Annotated in this window: 11 protein-coding genes; 3 read left to right on the top strand and 8 right to left on the bottom strand. The window is 61.1% G+C overall.

Features of this window, described 5'->3' with window-relative positions; all coding sequences use genetic code 11:
* Nucleotides 1-185 precede the first annotated feature (185 nt).
* The 3 genes from OUZ49_RS15805 to OUZ49_RS15795 all read right to left on the bottom strand — a co-directional run bounded on the left by OUZ49_RS15805 (nt 186) and on the right by OUZ49_RS15795 (nt 5,081).
* Nucleotides 186-719 (bottom strand): DUF2059 domain-containing protein, encoded by a 534-nt coding sequence (locus OUZ49_RS15805; protein ID WP_266151497.1) that lies wholly within the window; start codon nt 717-719, stop codon nt 186-188.
* 105 nt (nt 720-824) lie between these two features.
* Complete coding sequence (locus tag OUZ49_RS15800) at nt 825-1,016, bottom strand: hypothetical protein (protein WP_266151496.1); 192 nt, start codon at nt 1,014-1,016, stop codon at nt 825-827.
* Nucleotides 1,017-1,793: 777 nt separating this feature from the next.
* The gene (locus OUZ49_RS15795) at nt 1,794-5,081 is read right to left on the bottom strand and encodes a protease pro-enzyme activation domain-containing protein (protein ID WP_266151495.1); all 3,288 of its coding nucleotides are present in this window, start codon (nt 5,079-5,081) and stop codon (nt 1,794-1,796) included.
* A gap of 331 nt (nt 5,082-5,412) precedes the next feature.
* Here OUZ49_RS15795 and OUZ49_RS15790 point away from each other — a divergent pair, with 331 nt between their 5' ends.
* Complete coding sequence (locus OUZ49_RS15790; protein WP_266151493.1) at nt 5,413-6,792, top strand: sensor histidine kinase; 1,380 nt, start codon at nt 5,413-5,415, stop codon at nt 6,790-6,792.
* A gap of 23 nt (nt 6,793-6,815) precedes the next feature.
* On the opposite strand, the gene OUZ49_RS15785 is transcribed toward OUZ49_RS15790, so the two are convergent.
* The gene (locus OUZ49_RS15785; protein WP_266151492.1) at nt 6,816-7,532 is read right to left on the bottom strand and encodes a response regulator transcription factor; all 717 of its coding nucleotides are present in this window, start codon (nt 7,530-7,532) and stop codon (nt 6,816-6,818) included.
* Between the two features lie 1,454 nt (nt 7,533-8,986).
* Here OUZ49_RS15785 and OUZ49_RS15780 point away from each other — a divergent pair.
* Entirely contained in the window at nt 8,987-10,408 is a 1,422-nt protein-coding gene (locus tag OUZ49_RS15780; RefSeq protein WP_266151491.1) for a metallophosphoesterase family protein, read from the top strand.
* 99 nt (nt 10,409-10,507) lie between these two features.
* Here OUZ49_RS15780 and OUZ49_RS15775 read toward each other — a convergent pair whose 3' ends face one another.
* A complete protein-coding gene (locus OUZ49_RS15775) occupies nt 10,508-10,984 on the bottom strand; it encodes a YybH family protein (protein ID WP_266151490.1) in 477 nt (158 codons plus the stop codon).
* 600 nt (nt 10,985-11,584) lie between these two features.
* On the opposite strand from OUZ49_RS15775, the gene OUZ49_RS15770 reads away from it, so the two are divergent.
* Complete coding sequence (locus tag OUZ49_RS15770; RefSeq protein WP_266151489.1) at nt 11,585-13,714, top strand: sensor domain-containing diguanylate cyclase; 2,130 nt, start codon at nt 11,585-11,587, stop codon at nt 13,712-13,714.
* 291 nt (nt 13,715-14,005) lie between these two features.
* On the opposite strand, the gene OUZ49_RS15765 is transcribed toward OUZ49_RS15770, so the two are convergent.
* From OUZ49_RS15765 to OUZ49_RS15755, 3 genes are all read right to left on the bottom strand, one after another.
* The gene (locus tag OUZ49_RS15765; protein WP_266151488.1) at nt 14,006-14,419 is read right to left on the bottom strand and encodes a VOC family protein; all 414 of its coding nucleotides are present in this window, start codon (nt 14,417-14,419) and stop codon (nt 14,006-14,008) included.
* 199 nt (nt 14,420-14,618) lie between these two features.
* Nucleotides 14,619-15,938: a hypothetical protein gene (locus OUZ49_RS15760; RefSeq protein ID WP_266151487.1), complete on the bottom strand. Its 1,320-nt coding sequence runs from the start codon at nt 15,936-15,938 to the stop codon at nt 14,619-14,621.
* A 480-nt stretch (nt 15,939-16,418) separates the two neighbouring features.
* On the bottom strand, nt 16,419-16,613 hold the full coding sequence (locus tag OUZ49_RS15755; RefSeq protein ID WP_266151486.1) for a hypothetical protein: 195 nt from the start codon (nt 16,611-16,613) through the stop codon (nt 16,419-16,421).
* Nucleotides 16,614-16,937: the final 324 nt, after the last annotated feature.

Below are 16,937 nucleotides of genomic sequence, written 5' to 3'. Positions count from 1 at the left end.
GCAACCAGCGAGAATAGAAAGGACGAGGAAAAGCCACAGAAGTTTCAATCCTTGAGTCACGTCTCGTCCTCCTTAAGCATCGCAACATCTACTGCATGTTGCGGCTTCAGCCGGTCGTTCCAGCACATGCCACGGCAGCATGGGCACCTGAGATTCGCCCCGGGTGCACGCCCCTATGACACTAGTCACTGTTTGCTCGGTGAAGGATGTGCATCACGATAGGCACGAAGCTCCTTCACCATGTCAGCGCTGATTTGCTGTATCTGCGGCAGCATCGCCTGCATTTTTGCCTGGCTCGCCGCCATCGACTGTTGCATGACCGTCGGCATCTTCTGAATCACCGCCTGTCCCGACGGCGAGCGATAGAACACGAGCAAGTCATCCACTTCTTTCTGCGAAAAAGACTTTTTGTAAATGTCGATCATCATGGGTTCCAGCTGGGACCAGGCGATTTGCTGCCTTACGAGATCCGACATCTTTCCCACGCCGCGCGCGACGATCTTCTGTTCTTCTGCATCCAGAGGGGCGCCCCCGTTGGCCTGTTCTGCAGACTTCAACATCATGCCGTTCAACTGGCCTGCCATCCCATCGACTAGCTTCTGCGCCTGCATGACATCCATCAGTTGATGGATGGAGGCATCACTGGGCGGTGCATCGGTGCTCCATGCCGGCGAAATCAGCGTAGCCAACACGAGCAGCAGCGAAAAACGATGCTTCATGAACTATCTCCTTGGTATTGAAAGACTCATATCTACAACGGAACGTTGCTATTGGCTCCAGTACACCACCTGCGTTGCCCGCCACGGACCGGCATCGAACCTGGGTTATTTTGTGTGGCTCAGTGATGGCCGCGGGGTAGCAAGGCCGTCAGCAAGGCCTTGGGAGAAATCGCCGAGTCCTCCAGCAAGAAGCCAGGCAAAGGCTCCGATCAAGAGCAGGTTTCGCTTGTGTCGGCGATACCCGACCACAAGCGCCAACAGGCCGGCGAGAAAGCACGAAAACTCCAGATAGGCCATCGACATCTCCTTGTTGCCCCATGATGAAGGGACCGCCCCGGGTCGGCAGCCTGGTGCGTCCTCGCGAACAGCCGGCCAAGAGCCACCGGCAACGCGAAAAGCGGGAAATGGCGAGGCTTCGCCGGATAGCTTGCTATGTACTGAGCCGCCGGGGCATTTGCCACAGGACGCACTACCCATAAATGGGTTGGCATCAAGGCGACAAACCTTGTGAGTATCAGCAATCCGAAGCGATCGCTTGCCGGCTTCGCTTGCCACAACGCTTCGGAGCTCATAGATCCCCCTGTGGACCCAAGCCGCAGCCCTTCGCGGCTAGCCCAAGAGGGTACCCGAAAGGATTCCTGCCGACGATGCGAAAACGTCCGTTTCGGCTTGCGATTTCCACCGGTAAATCGGACCCGTTGATGAAGCCGTAGGGATGGCATATCGCGGTGTCTCGCCTTGCTCGGCGCCCCGCCCCATGTTCCTGCTACGCCACTCATGCCGGGTTCGCCCTGAAGTGGGGGCGCTTCCGGCTTTCTTGATTCCGGCGAAGCATCGTTTTCCGAATGCGGTCGCAACACGCGGTCTGCACGCACGGTGCCGCCTTGCTGCGTTGACCGATGGAAAGCGCGGTCGAAAGAGACCGTTGGGAACACCAGCGGCCGACATCCGGTGGATGCTTGGACGGGGCCGGCGGCATTTCAGTGATCACTAGAGTAGATATCAAAAGGCCGGGCGCCATGGCCCGGCCTTTTGAGTCTCCGCTACCAGCTCGCTAAGCCATCGACACGCGCTTCACTGCGTCCGTGTGTAGCCCCCCGTCGCGGCACCTTGCAGGCGAGTGGCCTGCACTTGAGCCCCCGCCGGCAGCGCCAGCGGCACGCCATTGGGGTCGGTCACCTGGAACGACTGGAAGCCGTTGCCCGTGCTCCTCCACTGATAGACCTTGCCGGCCGGACCGACCCACAGAATGTCCGCCAGGCCATCGCCGTCGTAGTCGGCGATCGAGGACATCGTGTAGCCCGAAGGCACGCTGCGGGTCTCCTGGCTGACGACGGTGAAGCCGTTCATGAGCCACCAGCTCATTTCGTGCTTGGCCGGGTTGGTCCAGATGAGGTCCGTCTTGCCGTCGCCATTGAGATCGCCCGCGCCGTAAAGCACGAAGCCGGCTGGATGATCCGCAACACGCTGACGCACGAAGTCGCCGGCCTGATTGTTGATCCACACATACACGCTGTTGGTGGTGGGGCTGGTCCACACGATATCGGCGTAACCGTCGCCATTGACGTCGGCGATGGTCGGCACGTAACCCGACACCGCGGCAAGCGGCGACATCTCGGGCTCGACACTGAAGTGGTACTGGCGGGCGCCCAGCTTGAAGGTCAACACAAGGTTGAGCTGCCACCATTGCACTTCACCCGTGCCTTGGTTCCACCAGAGCAATTCGTCCCTGCCCACGCCATCGAAATCACCGGCGCCTATCAAGGACCAACCGGGGGAGTACGCGCTGACGTTCTGGGCGTAGTAACTGCCCTTGCCGCCACGGCCATCGGAAAGCCACACAGCGAGGGTGTTGTCCGGGCCGGTCCAGGCCAGGCTCGCCAGGTTGAACCCCGGGAGCAGGAACGGAGGGGTTTCCGTCGTGGCATCCACATGGTGATAGAACGCACCGATGGCGCCAATCGTGTAGCCCTTGGCAACCGATTGCGACTGAACCTTCAGCGCCACGCTTCCCTGCATGGCGATGTCCGTAAAGATACCCGCGACCGGATCAACCAAGGCGATGTCACTGTAGCCATCTGCAGCGCCATCATACGGGCTCAGGTAGTCGGCGGGCGAGGCATAGCCCCGCTGACGCGGCGTGTCGTAGGACACCATGGCCTTCACCAGGTTGGCCGCATTGATGGTGCCCAGGCCAGTGGCATAGTCGTAGCCTGCACTGGTCAGCCACGCTGGGGCGAGTGAAACATCGCCACCATGGCTGACGACGCCGTACGCCTTGCCGCCTGTACCCGTGTAGCAGGAAGACGATCCGGCAACGCACGGCTCGGCGATGTCGCCTTGGGTGACGTCGTGGAATACACAGTCACCGCCTGTCGTCGCTCCCTTCGACGAGTTGCACGCGCTGAGGCCGGCCACGTTGGGCGAAGCCTTGGTGCCGTACTGCTTGGTGGCGATGTCATACAGCGCCGGGGCGACGTTGCCATGACTCTGGCCCGCGGCCTGGTTGATCAAGGCCTGGATGCCGGCCATGGCTGGTGCCGCAAACGAGGTACCACCGGCCGAGTTGAACAGCACGTTGTTCGGGTTGCTGTAGTCGCAGGGCATTCCGCCCGCCGCGCGATCGGACATGCAGAACACCAGCGCGTGCCCGTAGACGCCGTTAGCGGCAAACAGTGACACGTCGGGGAGCATGCGACCGGAACTTTCCGGCGCGCCATGGATGCCTTGCTGCCAGATCGGCTGTGACCACAGCACGCTTGGACCACCACTGCCACCGGCCGTCGTCAGGAACCGCTGTCCGGCGGCGTTATTGCAGGCCACCACGCCATTGGCGAACTTCAGCACCGCATCGAGCTTGCTGCTGGCGCATGAATCGTTCCATGTCTGCTCGGGGATATAGCCAATGGCAGACTGGCCATACGGCAAGTTCGTCGAGGTCCAATATTGGCTGTATTTCTTGTAATCGTCGAAGTCCGTTCCGCCGACCGCCACATTGAAGGGTGTAGAGGCCATCGCGTTGACGTTGATGCCGAACAGCGCCGCCTTCTCGTTCTGGTCGCACCCCGCCGAACCTGCATCGCCCGACGAAACGAAAACGGTGACGCCCTGTGCAGCCGCCTGTTCCCAGATCAGGCCGACCTGGTCAACAACATTGGTGAGGCTCAGGATTTCGCATTCACCGTAGCTCAAGCTAAACACGGAAGGCTGCGGGCCGGCCGGGTTGTTGAGCATGTTCAGCGCTGCGGTGAAGGGACCAAAGCCAGGGCTGTTGCTGTCATCGCAAGACGCAAACACGATGGTCGCATCGGGCGCTGCGGCACCGGCCCACTCGGTGTCGAGCGCGGCCTCGCCTTCATCGCCATTGGTACCCGGATCAGGGCAGCTCGTATCACCGGCGAACGCGACCGGATTGACGTAATTGACGACGCCCGTGGCGTTAGTAGGCAGGAAGGCCTTGCGGAACGTGGCAATGTCCGCCGGAAGCACGTCCGTGCGCTCGAGCACCGCCACGGTCTGGCCAGCACCACGTATCGGCGTCGACTGACCCCACAACGGCATCACGTTATAAATCGTGTTGAAGTCCGCAGGCACGACGTCATACGCGGTGTTCGGGTCGAGTGTGCCGGGCGGCACGGTGAACTCAGGACTGCTGGCGACCTGTGACCACTTGCCGGTCTTTTTGTCTTTTCGGACCAAGCCCACATCGTGATGCAGCGGCTTCGCAAAGAAGTTGTCGAGCGAGGCCACGCCGATCACGACACCCGAGAGCGCCTCGGGAATTTGCTGCTCGCTGGCGTTGGCGAAATGCTCCCGACCGTCCAGGGCGTAATTGTGGAGCTGCGTGTGGAACGCGCGACTGACCGTCCCTGCGGTTCCCGAAAAGCGGATCATGACGCCCGACGGCATCACCTGGTCCACCTTCAGACCCTGCGAGGCCAGCCAGTTGGTGACCTGCTTGATGTCCGCTTCGGCCGGTCCGAACATGGTTCCGATCTGGCTGGCACTAAGCCACTTGTGATACACGGATGAACTTGGATTGTTGAGTTGATTCACATACGCATCGAAGCGCGCCTGCTTGTCGGTGCTACGTTTCAGCATCAGGGTCATGTTGTGAATCAACGTGCCATTCGGCAATACGCCCTTGTCGGTCGCTATGTCGGTCTTGAGCGAACGACTTCCCGCGACGGTGTTCAAGTGCGAGTTGTCGATGACCTTGGTAATGCGCGGCGTGTCCGGCGTGATCCCGGCGCTTGCCGCAATCTGTGCGCCGGCTGCATGCGCGGCCACTGGCCCTCCCAAGGTGCATGCCAGTGCGACCGCCCACAGCGCGACGCCCTCGTAACGAAATTTCGTGTGCATAGTCCTCCCCTCTCTTTTGGGAAAAGCGATCCCATCCGAGCCTTGCGAAAAGACTCGGCGGTCACACTTTTGGCGATGTGGTTCCTCCCCCTACGCCACACTGCGATGACATCGCAATGACATGCCGGAACACGTCAGGAAACTAGAGGAACGGACCGTTCGCCGTCACGCACAACAATTCGCCTGGACTTACCGAATCTCACCGCTATATTGGGCGGCATCTTTGGCCCCCTTTTCCTGGGCACATGGCCAAGGCAGGGACTAGCTGTCGATGGACTGACGTTTTTCCTCCAGGCGCTCAGTGGCGCTAGTCCATGGATCGAACCCTTTCATGTGGCAACGGCTGAATCGCTGGCTGAATTACCTACCCATCAGTGATCCGGTTGACCGGCGCAATGCGGTCTTCATGCAGCTGCTGCTTGCCTATCAGGGACTGCGTACGCCGCTGATCAAGCTCTACCTGCTCGCGTCCGAATGGACGTACATGACGGATTCGTTCTTCGCGAACACCGTGTCGGGCAAGGGACTGTCCATCGCCGTCGATCTGGGCACCGATCTCGCGATCACCATTTCTTCATGGGTCGGCTTCTATCTCATTCGGGGAGGTCGCTTCCGCCGCGCAGTCGAGCAATTTCTTGCGACCCAACTCGTATCAGGCCTGCTCGCCTACGCGACTTTTGGCTACAGGGTGTCTCCCGGTGACTCCATCCTCATCATCACCCTCGCACTCGGTGGATTGATGCTCGGCCGGCGAGCACTCTGGATCATCTACCTATCGATCCTGCTGATCTTCGCCACCGGCATGACCAGCGACTATCTCCACGCGCCGGCGCAGACGCGCAGCGTGTTCGCGGCGTACAACGCGTTGCTGTTTCGCACCTTCAGTTATGCCTTGATAGCCATCATTCTCGATCGAAGCATCGGCGCGCTTCGTGACGCGCTGGCTGAGTCGGACATGCATCGCCAATTGCTCCAACTGGAGATGGCCGAGCGCGAGCGAACACAAGAGCAACTGCTGCATTCGCAGAAAATGGACGCCATTGGCCGCTTGGCACAAGGCGTAGCACACGATTTCAACAACGTGCTGAACGTTATCCTTGGTTTCACGCGTGAGCGCTATCGCATGGACGAACCCGAGGCGCAGCCCAACGCCGACACTCAGGCCTTGGCCAATTCGCTGCGTGGCGTGGAGACCGCCGCCAAGCGTGCACATGACATCAGCCGCAGGCTGCTCAACTTCAGTCGCAATGATGCGACGGACATACAGACGATCGATCTCGTGGAAGCGGTAAGGGACATGCGCCTTATGCTCCACCAGTTGTTTTCGTCATCCGTGCACCTGGACATCCAGGTACCCGACGAGACTGTGCTCATCAAGTTCGATGCCAGCCAGTTCACCCTCGCCATCTTGAACATTGCCTCGAATGCCCGCGATGCCATGCCTTCCGGCGGCACCTTTGGCATGATGGTAACGCGCGCCGGACCCGCTACCGTGGAGCTGACACTTTGCGACAACGGCGTCGGCATGTCCGAAGAAGTGCGGACGCGAATCTTCGAGCCCTATTTCACGACCAAGCCGATAGACCGCGGTACCGGTGTCGGACTGACGGTAGCCTATAACATCGTACGCAGCGTGGGCGGATACATCAGCGTGCAAAGCAGGATCGGCAACGGCACGTCGTTTCGCATCCGGTTGCCGGTCATTGCCTGATCCGCGCTTCGGCTGATGGCCGGTCAGATCACGACGAGCACATAGCCTTCACCATGAACCGAGTTCAGCGGGAGCGGCGTACCCAGCACGCGATGGACTTTCTTTCGTAGCCGGTGGATCAGCGAATCGAGGCGATGCGGATCGAAATCGTAGACATTGGGGGCCAAGGTCGCGATCAGCTCGTCGCGTTGAATCAGCTGGTTGCGCTTTTCGAAAAATCTGGAGAGCAGGCGCCCCTCGGTTTTCGTCAGCGCGACGACACCTCCCGTCGGAGACAACAGGCACCAGTCGTCCGCATCGAGACGCCAGTGCCCCTGGGTCACAGGCGCGGGCGCGCGCAGGCGGCGCGCGAGGCTGTAGAGCGTCGCCGCCAACAGATCGACATCCACTGGTTTGGCCAGATAGGCATCCGCACCTTCGTTGAGACCTCGCACGCGATCGATGTTGCCATTTCGGCCCGTGAGCATGACGATGCCGATGTTGCCCATCCGTGCGCGCAGCCGGTGCACCAGATCGAATCCATCGGCGTCGGGCAACCCGACATCGACGACCAGGATGTCCGGATGCCGTAACTGGATATAGGCATCCATCATCGCCGCACTGCCAACCGCTGCCATGTCAAAGCCGAACCGCTGCAGCTGGGGAACCAGCACGTGATCTCTCAGCAGCTCGTCGTCCTCAACCATGAGGACGTGAAGCGCCGCTCTCTCAACAGGGATGCAAGCTTGAGTGCTGCTCATGCTGACCTTCCAGTACGATACTGATGACCCGTGGCTATGACCGAACCGCGACACGCCAAGGGCGTGCATTTGCTCGATCGACCTGAGCGCGTCCCATGCAATGCCTTACGTCCCCGAACAAGTTACAAAGCGCCCGATTCGCCGCGCCTTCGCCACCTTCGGCGCGTATGCATCAGGATCATACGTTGAAGTTTCACAAGGTCATCGAGATTTAACTCAAATTTGCCGGCGCAGTTCTCAGGTTTGTCATTTGACGGGAATCGCACCCGTTCGGGCGCGGCACGCCCACGGCCTGTTGGTCGGCTCAAGTCGCCTTTTTTCTCTCGGAAGGCCGAAACTAGTCCAGTCCCCAATAATTCGAAACATCCAGCAGAACCAGGATGACCCACGTGAGAGTACTTGGGGCCGCCCCGGGCTGGAAGCGCTAGATATTTGCCTTAGGCGACCGTTCAAAGTCTGCGCAAAGATCAGGTGAGTGCCGCTTCCGACTCGTCAAACAGAGCTTGAGCAAGCTCTGATGTCCGCAGCGCCGATGCGATGTCAGTCGAAGCATTCACGGGCGTGGGAAGCCGGAGGACCCTCGCCCAGGTGCGGCGTGCCGTGCTCATAACGCGGTACGCCGCGGGGTGATCATCGGACTCTGGGTTCCACTTATGGCTCACGTCGGAGCAGCTCGGCGTAGTGGTCGAGAAGCCGTATCGCGGCGACTCGGCTCTCCACGCAAGCCTGCCGAAGCGGCCAACAGCCCGGCCGCATGGAATCTCCGCGGGCATGCGCCTTGCGAGCCACTTCGCTTTCGACGACCAACGAAGAAATCTCGTTCATCGCCTCTTGGATGGCCACAAGCTTGAACGCAACCTGTCGCCACGATTTCTCGGCCGTGTCCGGAGAACGACGCGGACGACCGAGCGATGGGGTGGATTTGCCGCCAAGGGGATTCGGCGGGCGAGCGAGTGCCGTATGATCTGGTGTAGCCATGATCAACTCCGATGTAGTTGTTGATGGTCAGCGGGTCGTATGGGTTGCCGCCTATGCGATCCGCGCTACTTCACTGCATCACTGCAATGGCCACCTACGTAGCCCCGGGAGAGACGGCGTAGGCGACGGGCCGACGGTAGCAAAGCCAAAAGGTTGGATTTGTAGGGGTTGGGCACGATGTTGTGTGCGGCACCTCTGCAACTCCATGCGTAACGACGTCCTCATGAGCGAATCATTTCGGCCTTGTGCTAGAGCGAGCGCCTTCGAGCGCGCGCGCCTCGCGTTGCGGCTCCCGAGCCGACATCAGCCAAGTCAAGGCAGCTCCCTACCTCGCCATGTGTGCGAGTGCGGCCAGGGTGACGGGGTCAGCCATTTCACTTGGCATTTATCCGCTCGGGAGCAGCATCTGCCGCATTTTCATGACGGTCGCGGACGGCACGGCGTTTCGTCAGTCACAGTCAGCCAAAGGGGCTCCCATGAAGCGCGAAAAGAGCAAGTCGGGCGGCGGCAAGAGTCCGCAGGCCCGTGCCAATGCATCCGTAGTCGCTGATCAAGCGGCCTCGACGCATCGTTCGGTCGACAGGAATATCGGCTACCCCGTCTTTGCCCAACCGCAACCGACGCCGGATCCCACCTACTTTCGGGTCAGCCATTCAAACGCCTCGGATGCGGCAGCTTACAAAGCCATCGACGCCCTCAACGCCGCCCACAAGCTGCATGCGTTGCCGTTTCCGACGCCACGCGGAGGCGTCGAACCGCGCCTTACCATGACGGACGTCCTCGGCGGCAACGACGCCATCGTGCAAGACATCGTCACGGCCGGGCAACTTGTCTTCCATTCGACGGGAGATTGCGGAAGCACGCGCGGACCCAAGGAGCAAAACGCCGTCACCGACAAGATGGTCAGCGACTTCAACGAGACCCGGCGAGAAGAGGTTCCACAATTCAATTTCCTGCTCGGCGACATTGTCTACAGTTTTGGTGAGGTCACCTACTACTACGATCAGTTCTATGAGCCGTATCGTGACTACCCGGCACCGATACTTGCCGTGGCTGGGAATCATGACGGCATGGTCTCGCCGCTGGCGCATGCGAAGTCGCTCGAAGCGTTCCTGCGCAATTTCTGCGCCGAGGCGTTTACCGTGACCCCGGAAGCCGGCGGTCTGTCACGTACGGCGCAAGTACAGCCCGGGGTGTTCTTTACTTTCGAGGCGCCATTCGTGCGCATCATCGCGCTCTACAGCAATACGCTGGAGGATCCGGGCGTCATCGCCGATGCCAATGTCGGCAACAGCCAGCTCGCCTTTGTCGAGGCAGCGCTCAAGCGAGTCAAGGCGGAGAAGTACAAGGGTGCGCTGCTGTTCCTCGATCACCACCCGCCCTATACGGTGTCTCGCCACGGCTGGAGCATCGAACTTCAGAAGCAGCTGGACGATCTGTGCAACAAGACGGGCGTGTGGCCACACGCGTTCTTGTCGGGTCATGCACACAACTATCAGCGCTTCACGCGCACGCGACCGGATGGTTCGCAGATCCCGTACGTGGTTTGCGGTAACGGCGGACATAACGTCCAGAAGCTCAATATCTCAGGCCTTCGCGCCCCGCAAATCATCCAGAACGCAGCGCGCAATGCCGACAAGATCGTCCTCGAGAGTTACGACGACACGAATTACGGCTATCTGCGGGTCATTGTCGACGACAAGCAATTGCGTATCGAATATCACCCTGCGACCGATGGCAAGGACACCAAGACGCCGGATGACTTCGTGACCGTCAACCTCGCGACGCGCATGCTGGAGCATTACGTCGCCAATGACCTCGGGATGCCAGCGGCTGCGGCACAGATTGGGGCATTGCAGAAGGACCAGGCGAAGCCAAAGAAAGGGGGCCGTCGCTGACTCCTGCGAGCGGACTATCTTCCAAGCCGGATGTTCGGCTTGTTCGGCTCGCGCGCCGAGGCAGGTGGGCGACCTGCCGGCGCGGCAGGTCACGATCCATCATGCCGATGGCACACGGGTGCTGTGGAAGAACTGAATGCGCCAACTGCCGCTCACCTTTCGAAGCACGGCGGACTCCAGCCAGCTCAGATTCTTTGTGCCCGATTGATCCTGGACCGAGCCTCGATTGGTGTAGGTAATCCATGCCGTATCACCATCGATATGGACCTCGGGCTCCGTCACCTCCCACACGTAGACCTTGCCGGCAGCATGAGCGCCTTTTATGAGCTCCATCAGGGCATCACCGGTGAACCTCCTGCCATTGTCAAAGGCATAGAAATCCGGAGCCGCCACCGTGTTGAACTTGGCGAGGTCGTCATGGGTCGCTGCGACATACATGGTGCGCATGGCTGCTATGACGTTGTCCTGGTCGGTGGCCGGCGCGGCTGCGAATGATGGAGTCAGCAGGCTCATGCCGATGACGACGGCCAAGAGCAAGGTGTTGGTGATATGTCGCGCCCGCATGTTGGTCAGCATGTTTAAGCCTCCGGCCTGAGTAAGCTCTGCCCTGGATGGGAAGAGCACCGTTCAAGCTTGGCGGTAATGCCTTTGCACAGCAATCCCGGGATTCCCAGGCCGCAGGCACCGTGGCGTACCCGCCGCCTCGGGCGCCATGTTCAATGCATCCGCCGTACGCGTCAGGGCTTCTACTGATGGAAGCCGACTCACCTTTTAGACGGCTCTGCGCGATCCTGAAGAATCGGATCGTCTGCTTGGGGAGTCGTTGCGAGGAGACTCCCTATATCTTTAAGGTCGGCCGTAGCGCCCGCTTGAGAATAGAATAGAGGCACTGAGTGGCAGCCTCGTGGCAAAGACGGGTTCGGACTCGACCTTTGGCTTTTGGCGAAAGTGCGCCCCGTCCCCGTTCGAATTCCAGGCTTCCATTCGCACCTCGCCGGAAGCGAAGAAGCGGATGGACGCGTAAGATTGAGTGGTTGATCGTGGCGATGGCTCGCCCATGCATGGAACGCGTGACGGGCTTCGCTGGTCCCTCGACTTCACGCCAGCTGCAAGGCATCGGGAAGGTCCATGGTCACGCATGCACGATCCCAATCCGTCGGCGAACGAAGGGCCCTGTTGGCCGGGTCCGCCGTGTTGTTCCTGGTGATCCTCGCCTCGAGCGCGGCCGGCTTGTTGCTGGCGCGACACGGGGGGGCGATGGCCTCCGTGTGGATCGCCAACGGCATCGCCGCCGGCACCTTGCTGTCGGTGCCGCGCCGTCACTGGACCGTATTGATCACGGCCATCGTCGCCGGCTTCGTGGCCGGGCACTACGCCACCTGGGGCACCCTGGCCAACCTGCACCTGCTGCAGGTGCCGGTGAACCTGGTGGAGATTTTCATCGTGACGGCCATCATCCACCGCCACTTTCCGACCATTACCGGCCAGGCAAGCGGTTACCTGCGACTCGGTCGCATCGCGATCGGCGCGGCCCTGGCCGGCTGCCTCGTTTCCACCTTGCTGGCGGGCATCGCCCAAGCGCTGACGAACGGAGGCGCCTTCATCGGCACCGCGGATGAATGGTTCCGCGCCCACCTGCTGGGCATGATGGTCGTCGGCATGCTTACCTTGGTGGCATTTCGCGAACGCTGGCGCATGCTGGGCGTGCCGGGGCGGCGGATCCGCATGCTGTGCGACGTGCTGCTGCTTGTCGCGGTCACCGTCGGCGTGTTCGCCCAAACACGCTATCCCATGGGGTTCCCCATCTTCGCACCGCTGATGTACCTGGTTTTCCGCTACCGCTTCCCGGGCCTGGTGCTGGGCGTGTCCATCGTGACCCTGGTCACCATTGTGGCCACGGCGATGGGCCTGGGCACGTTCGCGCTGATTCCCGGTGCCAATGGCACAGCGCGCGCACTGGTCGCGCAAGCCTTCCTGGGCGTGATCTGCCTGGTGGCTGTGCCCGTGACCTTGGCGCTGGCCGACCGGCAACGCCTGGCCAGGAAAGTCGTCGAGAGCGAGAGTCTTTACCGCCTGCTGGCCGACTACGCGAGCGACCTGATCGTGCGCATCGCCGACGATGGCACGCGCCGCTACGTCTCGCCCTCGGTGAAGGAGATACTGGGCTGGACGCCTGAGGAGTTCGCGGCCCAAAGGGGCGACGCGATCCATCCGGACGATCGGGATAGGGTGCAGGCTGTACTCTGGCGATTGCGGACGACCGGCAAGCCGGATTTTGTGCGCTATCGGGTTCGCAATTCCCGGGGTGGATACCAATGGTTCGAAGCCATGGGCAGACTCGCGCCAAGTCCCGATCATCCCGGCGAGACGGAGATCGTCTACTCCGCCCGCGACGTCACCGAGCGCGTGCTGGCCGAAGAGGCGCTGGCCGACAGCGAGAAACGTCTGCGCACGATCACGGACCACGTGCCCGCGGTCATTGCCCATGTCGACACCGAGCAGCGCTACACCTTTGTCAACGCCTATGCGGCCGAAATCGTCGGCATCGAGGCGTCGTCGAACATCGGGCGCACCGTCGAACAGATGCGCGGACCGGTCGTCTATGCCTTGCTCAAGCCACATATCGAGCTGGCCTTGCGCGGCACCGGCACTACCTTCGAGTACGACGTGCAGCTGGGCGGCCAGACTCGCTACTTTCAGGCTACCTATGTGCCCGCGATCACCGCCGACGGCACGGCCAGCGGCTTCTACACGCTGACCACCGAAATCACCCGCATCAAGCTGGCCGAGCAGAAACTGGACTTCCTCGCCCATCATGACGCGCTCACCGGCATCGCCAACCGGCTGACGTTCCGGGAACGAGTCACCCTCGCAGTCGAGCGTGCAGCGATCACGCACGAGCCTTTGCTGCTGATGATGATCGACGTCGATCACTTCAAGCAGATCAACGACACCTACGGTCACGCCGCCGGCGACATCGCCCTCAACGAGGTCGCGACACGGCTCAAGGCCAATATACGCAAGACCGATCTGCTTGCCCGCCTCGGTGGTGACGAGTTCGTGATCCTTTGCCGTGACATCGAGGGGCCCGACACAGCCCGGCAACTGGCCCAGAAGATCACCGATGCGATGGAAGCGCCGGTGTCGATCGGCACGACGGAGCTCAAGGTCACCCTGAGCCTGGGCGTGGCGTTATGCCGCCACGCCGCCTCCGGCGACGCGCTGCTGCAGCACGCGGACGAAGCGCTCTACCAGGCCAAGGAAGCCGGACGCGCCTGCTATCGCATGACCACGCAAGGGCTCTGAGTCGAGGGCACGTGCAAGTGGCCTGCCCTTGGAGGCCTGCGCCAAACTGGCCCAAGCACGTTTGTCACCAAGCGCGGCCCGAACTGGCAGGACCGTGCTTTCCCGTAAGACATAAGTTGGCGCAAACGGCCAACTTATGCATGTAACCACATCGCTTGACGAGGAAGCAGGCCCATTGCCGCGGATGTCTCGTGGGCAAGGGTCATGGCATTCCATGATCGCCAAGGGGCGCAAGCGGGCATTTCCGGCCAAGGCGACTAGTCGCGAGATGCCTGCCTGTTGCAGGCGTACTCAGCCATGCGGCGGGATGGCGTTTGGATCCATCCACATCACTTCCCAGATATGACCGTCCGGGTCCTCAAAGCTGCGGCCATACATGAAGCCGTAGTCCTGCACCGGCGTGGGGTCCGCCTTGCCACCGGCGCCACTCGCCTTTTCGACCAGGCTGGACACGTCTTCGCGACTATCCGCTGACAGACACAGCAGTACCTGTGCGTCTACGTGCGCATCGACGATCCGCTTGCTGGTGAACTGGCGCCACTTGTCGTGCGTGAGCAGCATCGCGTGAATCGTTTCGGAGAACACCATGCACGCCGCGGTATGGTCGGTGAATGCGGGATTGTTGGCCGCACCAATGGCCTCGTAGAACGCTTTGGATCGTTTTAGGTCGGTCACCGGCAGGTTAACGAAGATCAGTTTGCTCATCATTATGTCCCTATATTTGTATAACCGAGGCAGGATTGCCGCGGCATCTTACCGACGAGTGAGGATGGGGAAAATCGACAGGAGCGGCAAAATGGGTTTCCGAGGTCAAGCCGGCCACGATTCCGCGTCGTCATGCCGGCTACTCCACTGCATCTTGATGATCAACTTGGCCGGAATTCGCAACTCACGACCACGCTCTTCAATACCCCGCCGGCAACGGCCAGTCCGTCATCCATGCCTTGCCCTCGTTGCCGCGGGCTCGCAGCGTAAGCTCGTGGCCATCCGCATTCACACTCAGTTGGCGATCGTCGGCGAAATGTATCCAGGCGGGACGCAAAGCCAGCCGTTGCGGCAACGGCATGCTGCCGTCGCGGTGCTCGTTCAACCAAAGCATTAGCGCGCCGATGCGCAGGGTGGCCGCCGTGTCCTGCTGGCGCACCAGATAGGCTTCGAAAGCCGGCGCGGACATGCGCGACAAGATGGTACCGATGCTGTTGGAGACGAGATCAAATATGTCCCAAGGCGGCGGTTGCAGCTGCAGGTTGAGGCGTTCATCGGCCAGCATCGGCGCTGAACGGCTGGCCTCGCACACAGCGCCATAGCTCACCGCGAGCATGCGCCGGGTATTCCGTATCGAGAGCTTCCAATGCTCATACCAGTGCTGTGGCTCACCGAACAACACGGGCGAGGCCACGAAGGCAAATTCGCCCTGCATGGCCGGGCAGAGATCGACATCCTCGACCGTGGTCGGTGCAAACGCGGCGGCACAGGAAGCCGGCATGGGCGCACCAGCGGTGGATGACGCCAGCAACTGCGTGAACAGATGCACGGCGCCGCGCAAACGTGCTGCGAATACCATGGTGCCAATCAGCGTGTTGCTGTGAGCATGCAGGCGACGCATGGTCGCGACCTGCGTGCAAGCGGATGCCAACGCCTGTGCCGGACGTCCATCGATGAAGTCTGCCGCAATTGCCGTCTGCCAAAGACCCGACGACGCGGCGTAGGCGGGTATGGCCAGTGGACCCCGCTCCAGCAGATCGTCCCAGGCGTAAGCGGAATCGCTCAACGCACGGTCACGCCTGAGCCGCTCGGCGTGGCGCTCCAGCAGGCCCGCCACTTCGTCGCGATGGCTGCGCACCTTGCCGAGGCAATCGGCCTCGTCCGCCTTGCACAACAGCGACCGATCCGCCGCTGACAACGAAGCCAAACGGGGGAATGGCGCCTGCGCTGTGGGCAGCTCACTTTTGCCTGGCGCCATGATGGCGAAGCCCGCGAGGAGACGTGCACGATCCGCGGCGTAGACCTCATCCATGCGGTCATCCGGTACCGCGATATCGACAAACCACAGCCAGGGAAACGCATTGCGTCCCTGTGCTGGTTTAAGGTCCTGCTGCAACAGCGCCAGCGCTCCGGCCTGCTCAGACGACGGTGGTCGAAAGCGTCCCCAGGCAAACAGGACGAACACGCTGCCCACGACACAGGCCAGCGCCCACAGCAATCCCTTCATCCAGTGATGCATGCAGTTTCCCCCGTTCCCTCTGGGCGATAGTAAGCAAAAAAAAAACACGGACACCAGTGACGCCCAATCCAGGAGGCCCGCCGCGGGCCGGGAGCGCACAGGCCACCTCGCCCGCGTCAGTTTCCGGTCTGAATACTTCTATCCATTCGAGAGCCAATGTCCCACGGTGGAACCGAGTGCCGCGAGCACACCAACGAGCAATGCAAAGACACTCGAGGGCAACTCCTTTCGTTGGCGGATTGCACCAGCCAGCCCGATGCCTACGGCAATGCCTATCGCAACCAAGGGTTGCAGGGAGTGAATTCCAAAGAGCATAAGGACGAGCATCGGCAAAAGGACACCGACCAGTGCACCAAGGAATGACGTGCCAAATGACTTAAACGACTTCAAGATCACCTCCCTGTACTTGACCACCAGCACCCGCAGGGCGCGTCACTCTTTAGTATGCGAGAGAAGTTCCGCAACGGGTCGAAAACAGACCTAGAAGTTGAGTCCAAGCGGGCGGTTGCAGTTGTATTTCTCGGATTCCCTTTCTACGTCAGCCGCCGTGAGGTGTCTATCCTTCAATTCGTCCGGCGAAAGGTGCTGCCACACATCGACGTCGATGCAATGGCGATTCGTAACGCCGAAAAGACGCTGCGCGCTGCGCATCACCGAACCGATGCCCTGATCCATGGGGTTGGTCAACTCGAAGCCGGGCGCGACGGCTCTACCGGACCCGGGGACCCCTCGAATGCCCTGGGAGTGCTGAGCGTCGAGCATCCGATCTCGAAATCCTCCATCTCCCATGGGGGATGGATGGTTCGTGTACCGATCGGTGGTGGCAGACGAGTCAGGGGCGACATATGGGGGCGACGCGCTGATGGCATCGGCTTCGTGAGCCCGTGCCGCAACACGCACCTCGCGTTGGGCTGATGGTGGTACCCAGCCTTTCGCTGATGCCTCCGGAGGAACAACGGGACGGAGCGCGGGTGACGCAGGCGGCATGGAGCTCGGCCG

The organism is Dyella halodurans (assembly GCF_026283925.1).
GTDB lineage: Bacteria > Pseudomonadota > Gammaproteobacteria > Xanthomonadales > Rhodanobacteraceae > Dyella > Dyella halodurans.
This window is presented reverse-complemented; position numbering and strand designations above follow the sequence as displayed.

Bases quoted from the DNA above. Each gene is read 5' to 3' on its own strand.
- OUZ49_RS15805 (WP_266151497.1), bottom strand. From the start codon at position 719: ATGAAGCATCGTTTTTCGCTGCTGCTCGTGTTGGCTACGCTGATTTCG.
- OUZ49_RS15800 (WP_266151496.1), bottom strand. From the start codon at position 1,016: ATGGCCTATCTGGAGTTTTCGTGCTTTCTCGCCGGCCTGTTGGCGCTT.
- OUZ49_RS15795 (WP_266151495.1), bottom strand. From the start codon at position 5,081: ATGCACACGAAATTTCGTTACGAGGGCGTCGCGCTGTGGGCGGTCGCA.
- OUZ49_RS15790 (WP_266151493.1), top strand. From the start codon at position 5,413: ATGTGGCAACGGCTGAATCGCTGGCTGAATTACCTACCCATCAGTGAT.
- OUZ49_RS15785 (WP_266151492.1), bottom strand. From the start codon at position 7,532: ATGAGCAGCACTCAAGCTTGCATCCCTGTTGAGAGAGCGGCGCTTCAC.
- OUZ49_RS15780 (WP_266151491.1), top strand. From the start codon at position 8,987: ATGAAGCGCGAAAAGAGCAAGTCGGGCGGCGGCAAGAGTCCGCAGGCC.
- OUZ49_RS15775 (WP_266151490.1), bottom strand. From the start codon at position 10,984: ATGCTGACCAACATGCGGGCGCGACATATCACCAACACCTTGCTCTTG.
- OUZ49_RS15765 (WP_266151488.1), bottom strand. From the start codon at position 14,419: ATGAGCAAACTGATCTTCGTTAACCTGCCGGTGACCGACCTAAAACGA.
- OUZ49_RS15760 (WP_266151487.1), bottom strand. From the start codon at position 15,938: ATGCATCACTGGATGAAGGGATTGCTGTGGGCGCTGGCCTGTGTCGTG.
- OUZ49_RS15755 (WP_266151486.1), bottom strand. From the start codon at position 16,613: ATGGATCAGGGCATCGGTTCGGTGATGCGCAGCGCGCAGCGTCTTTTC.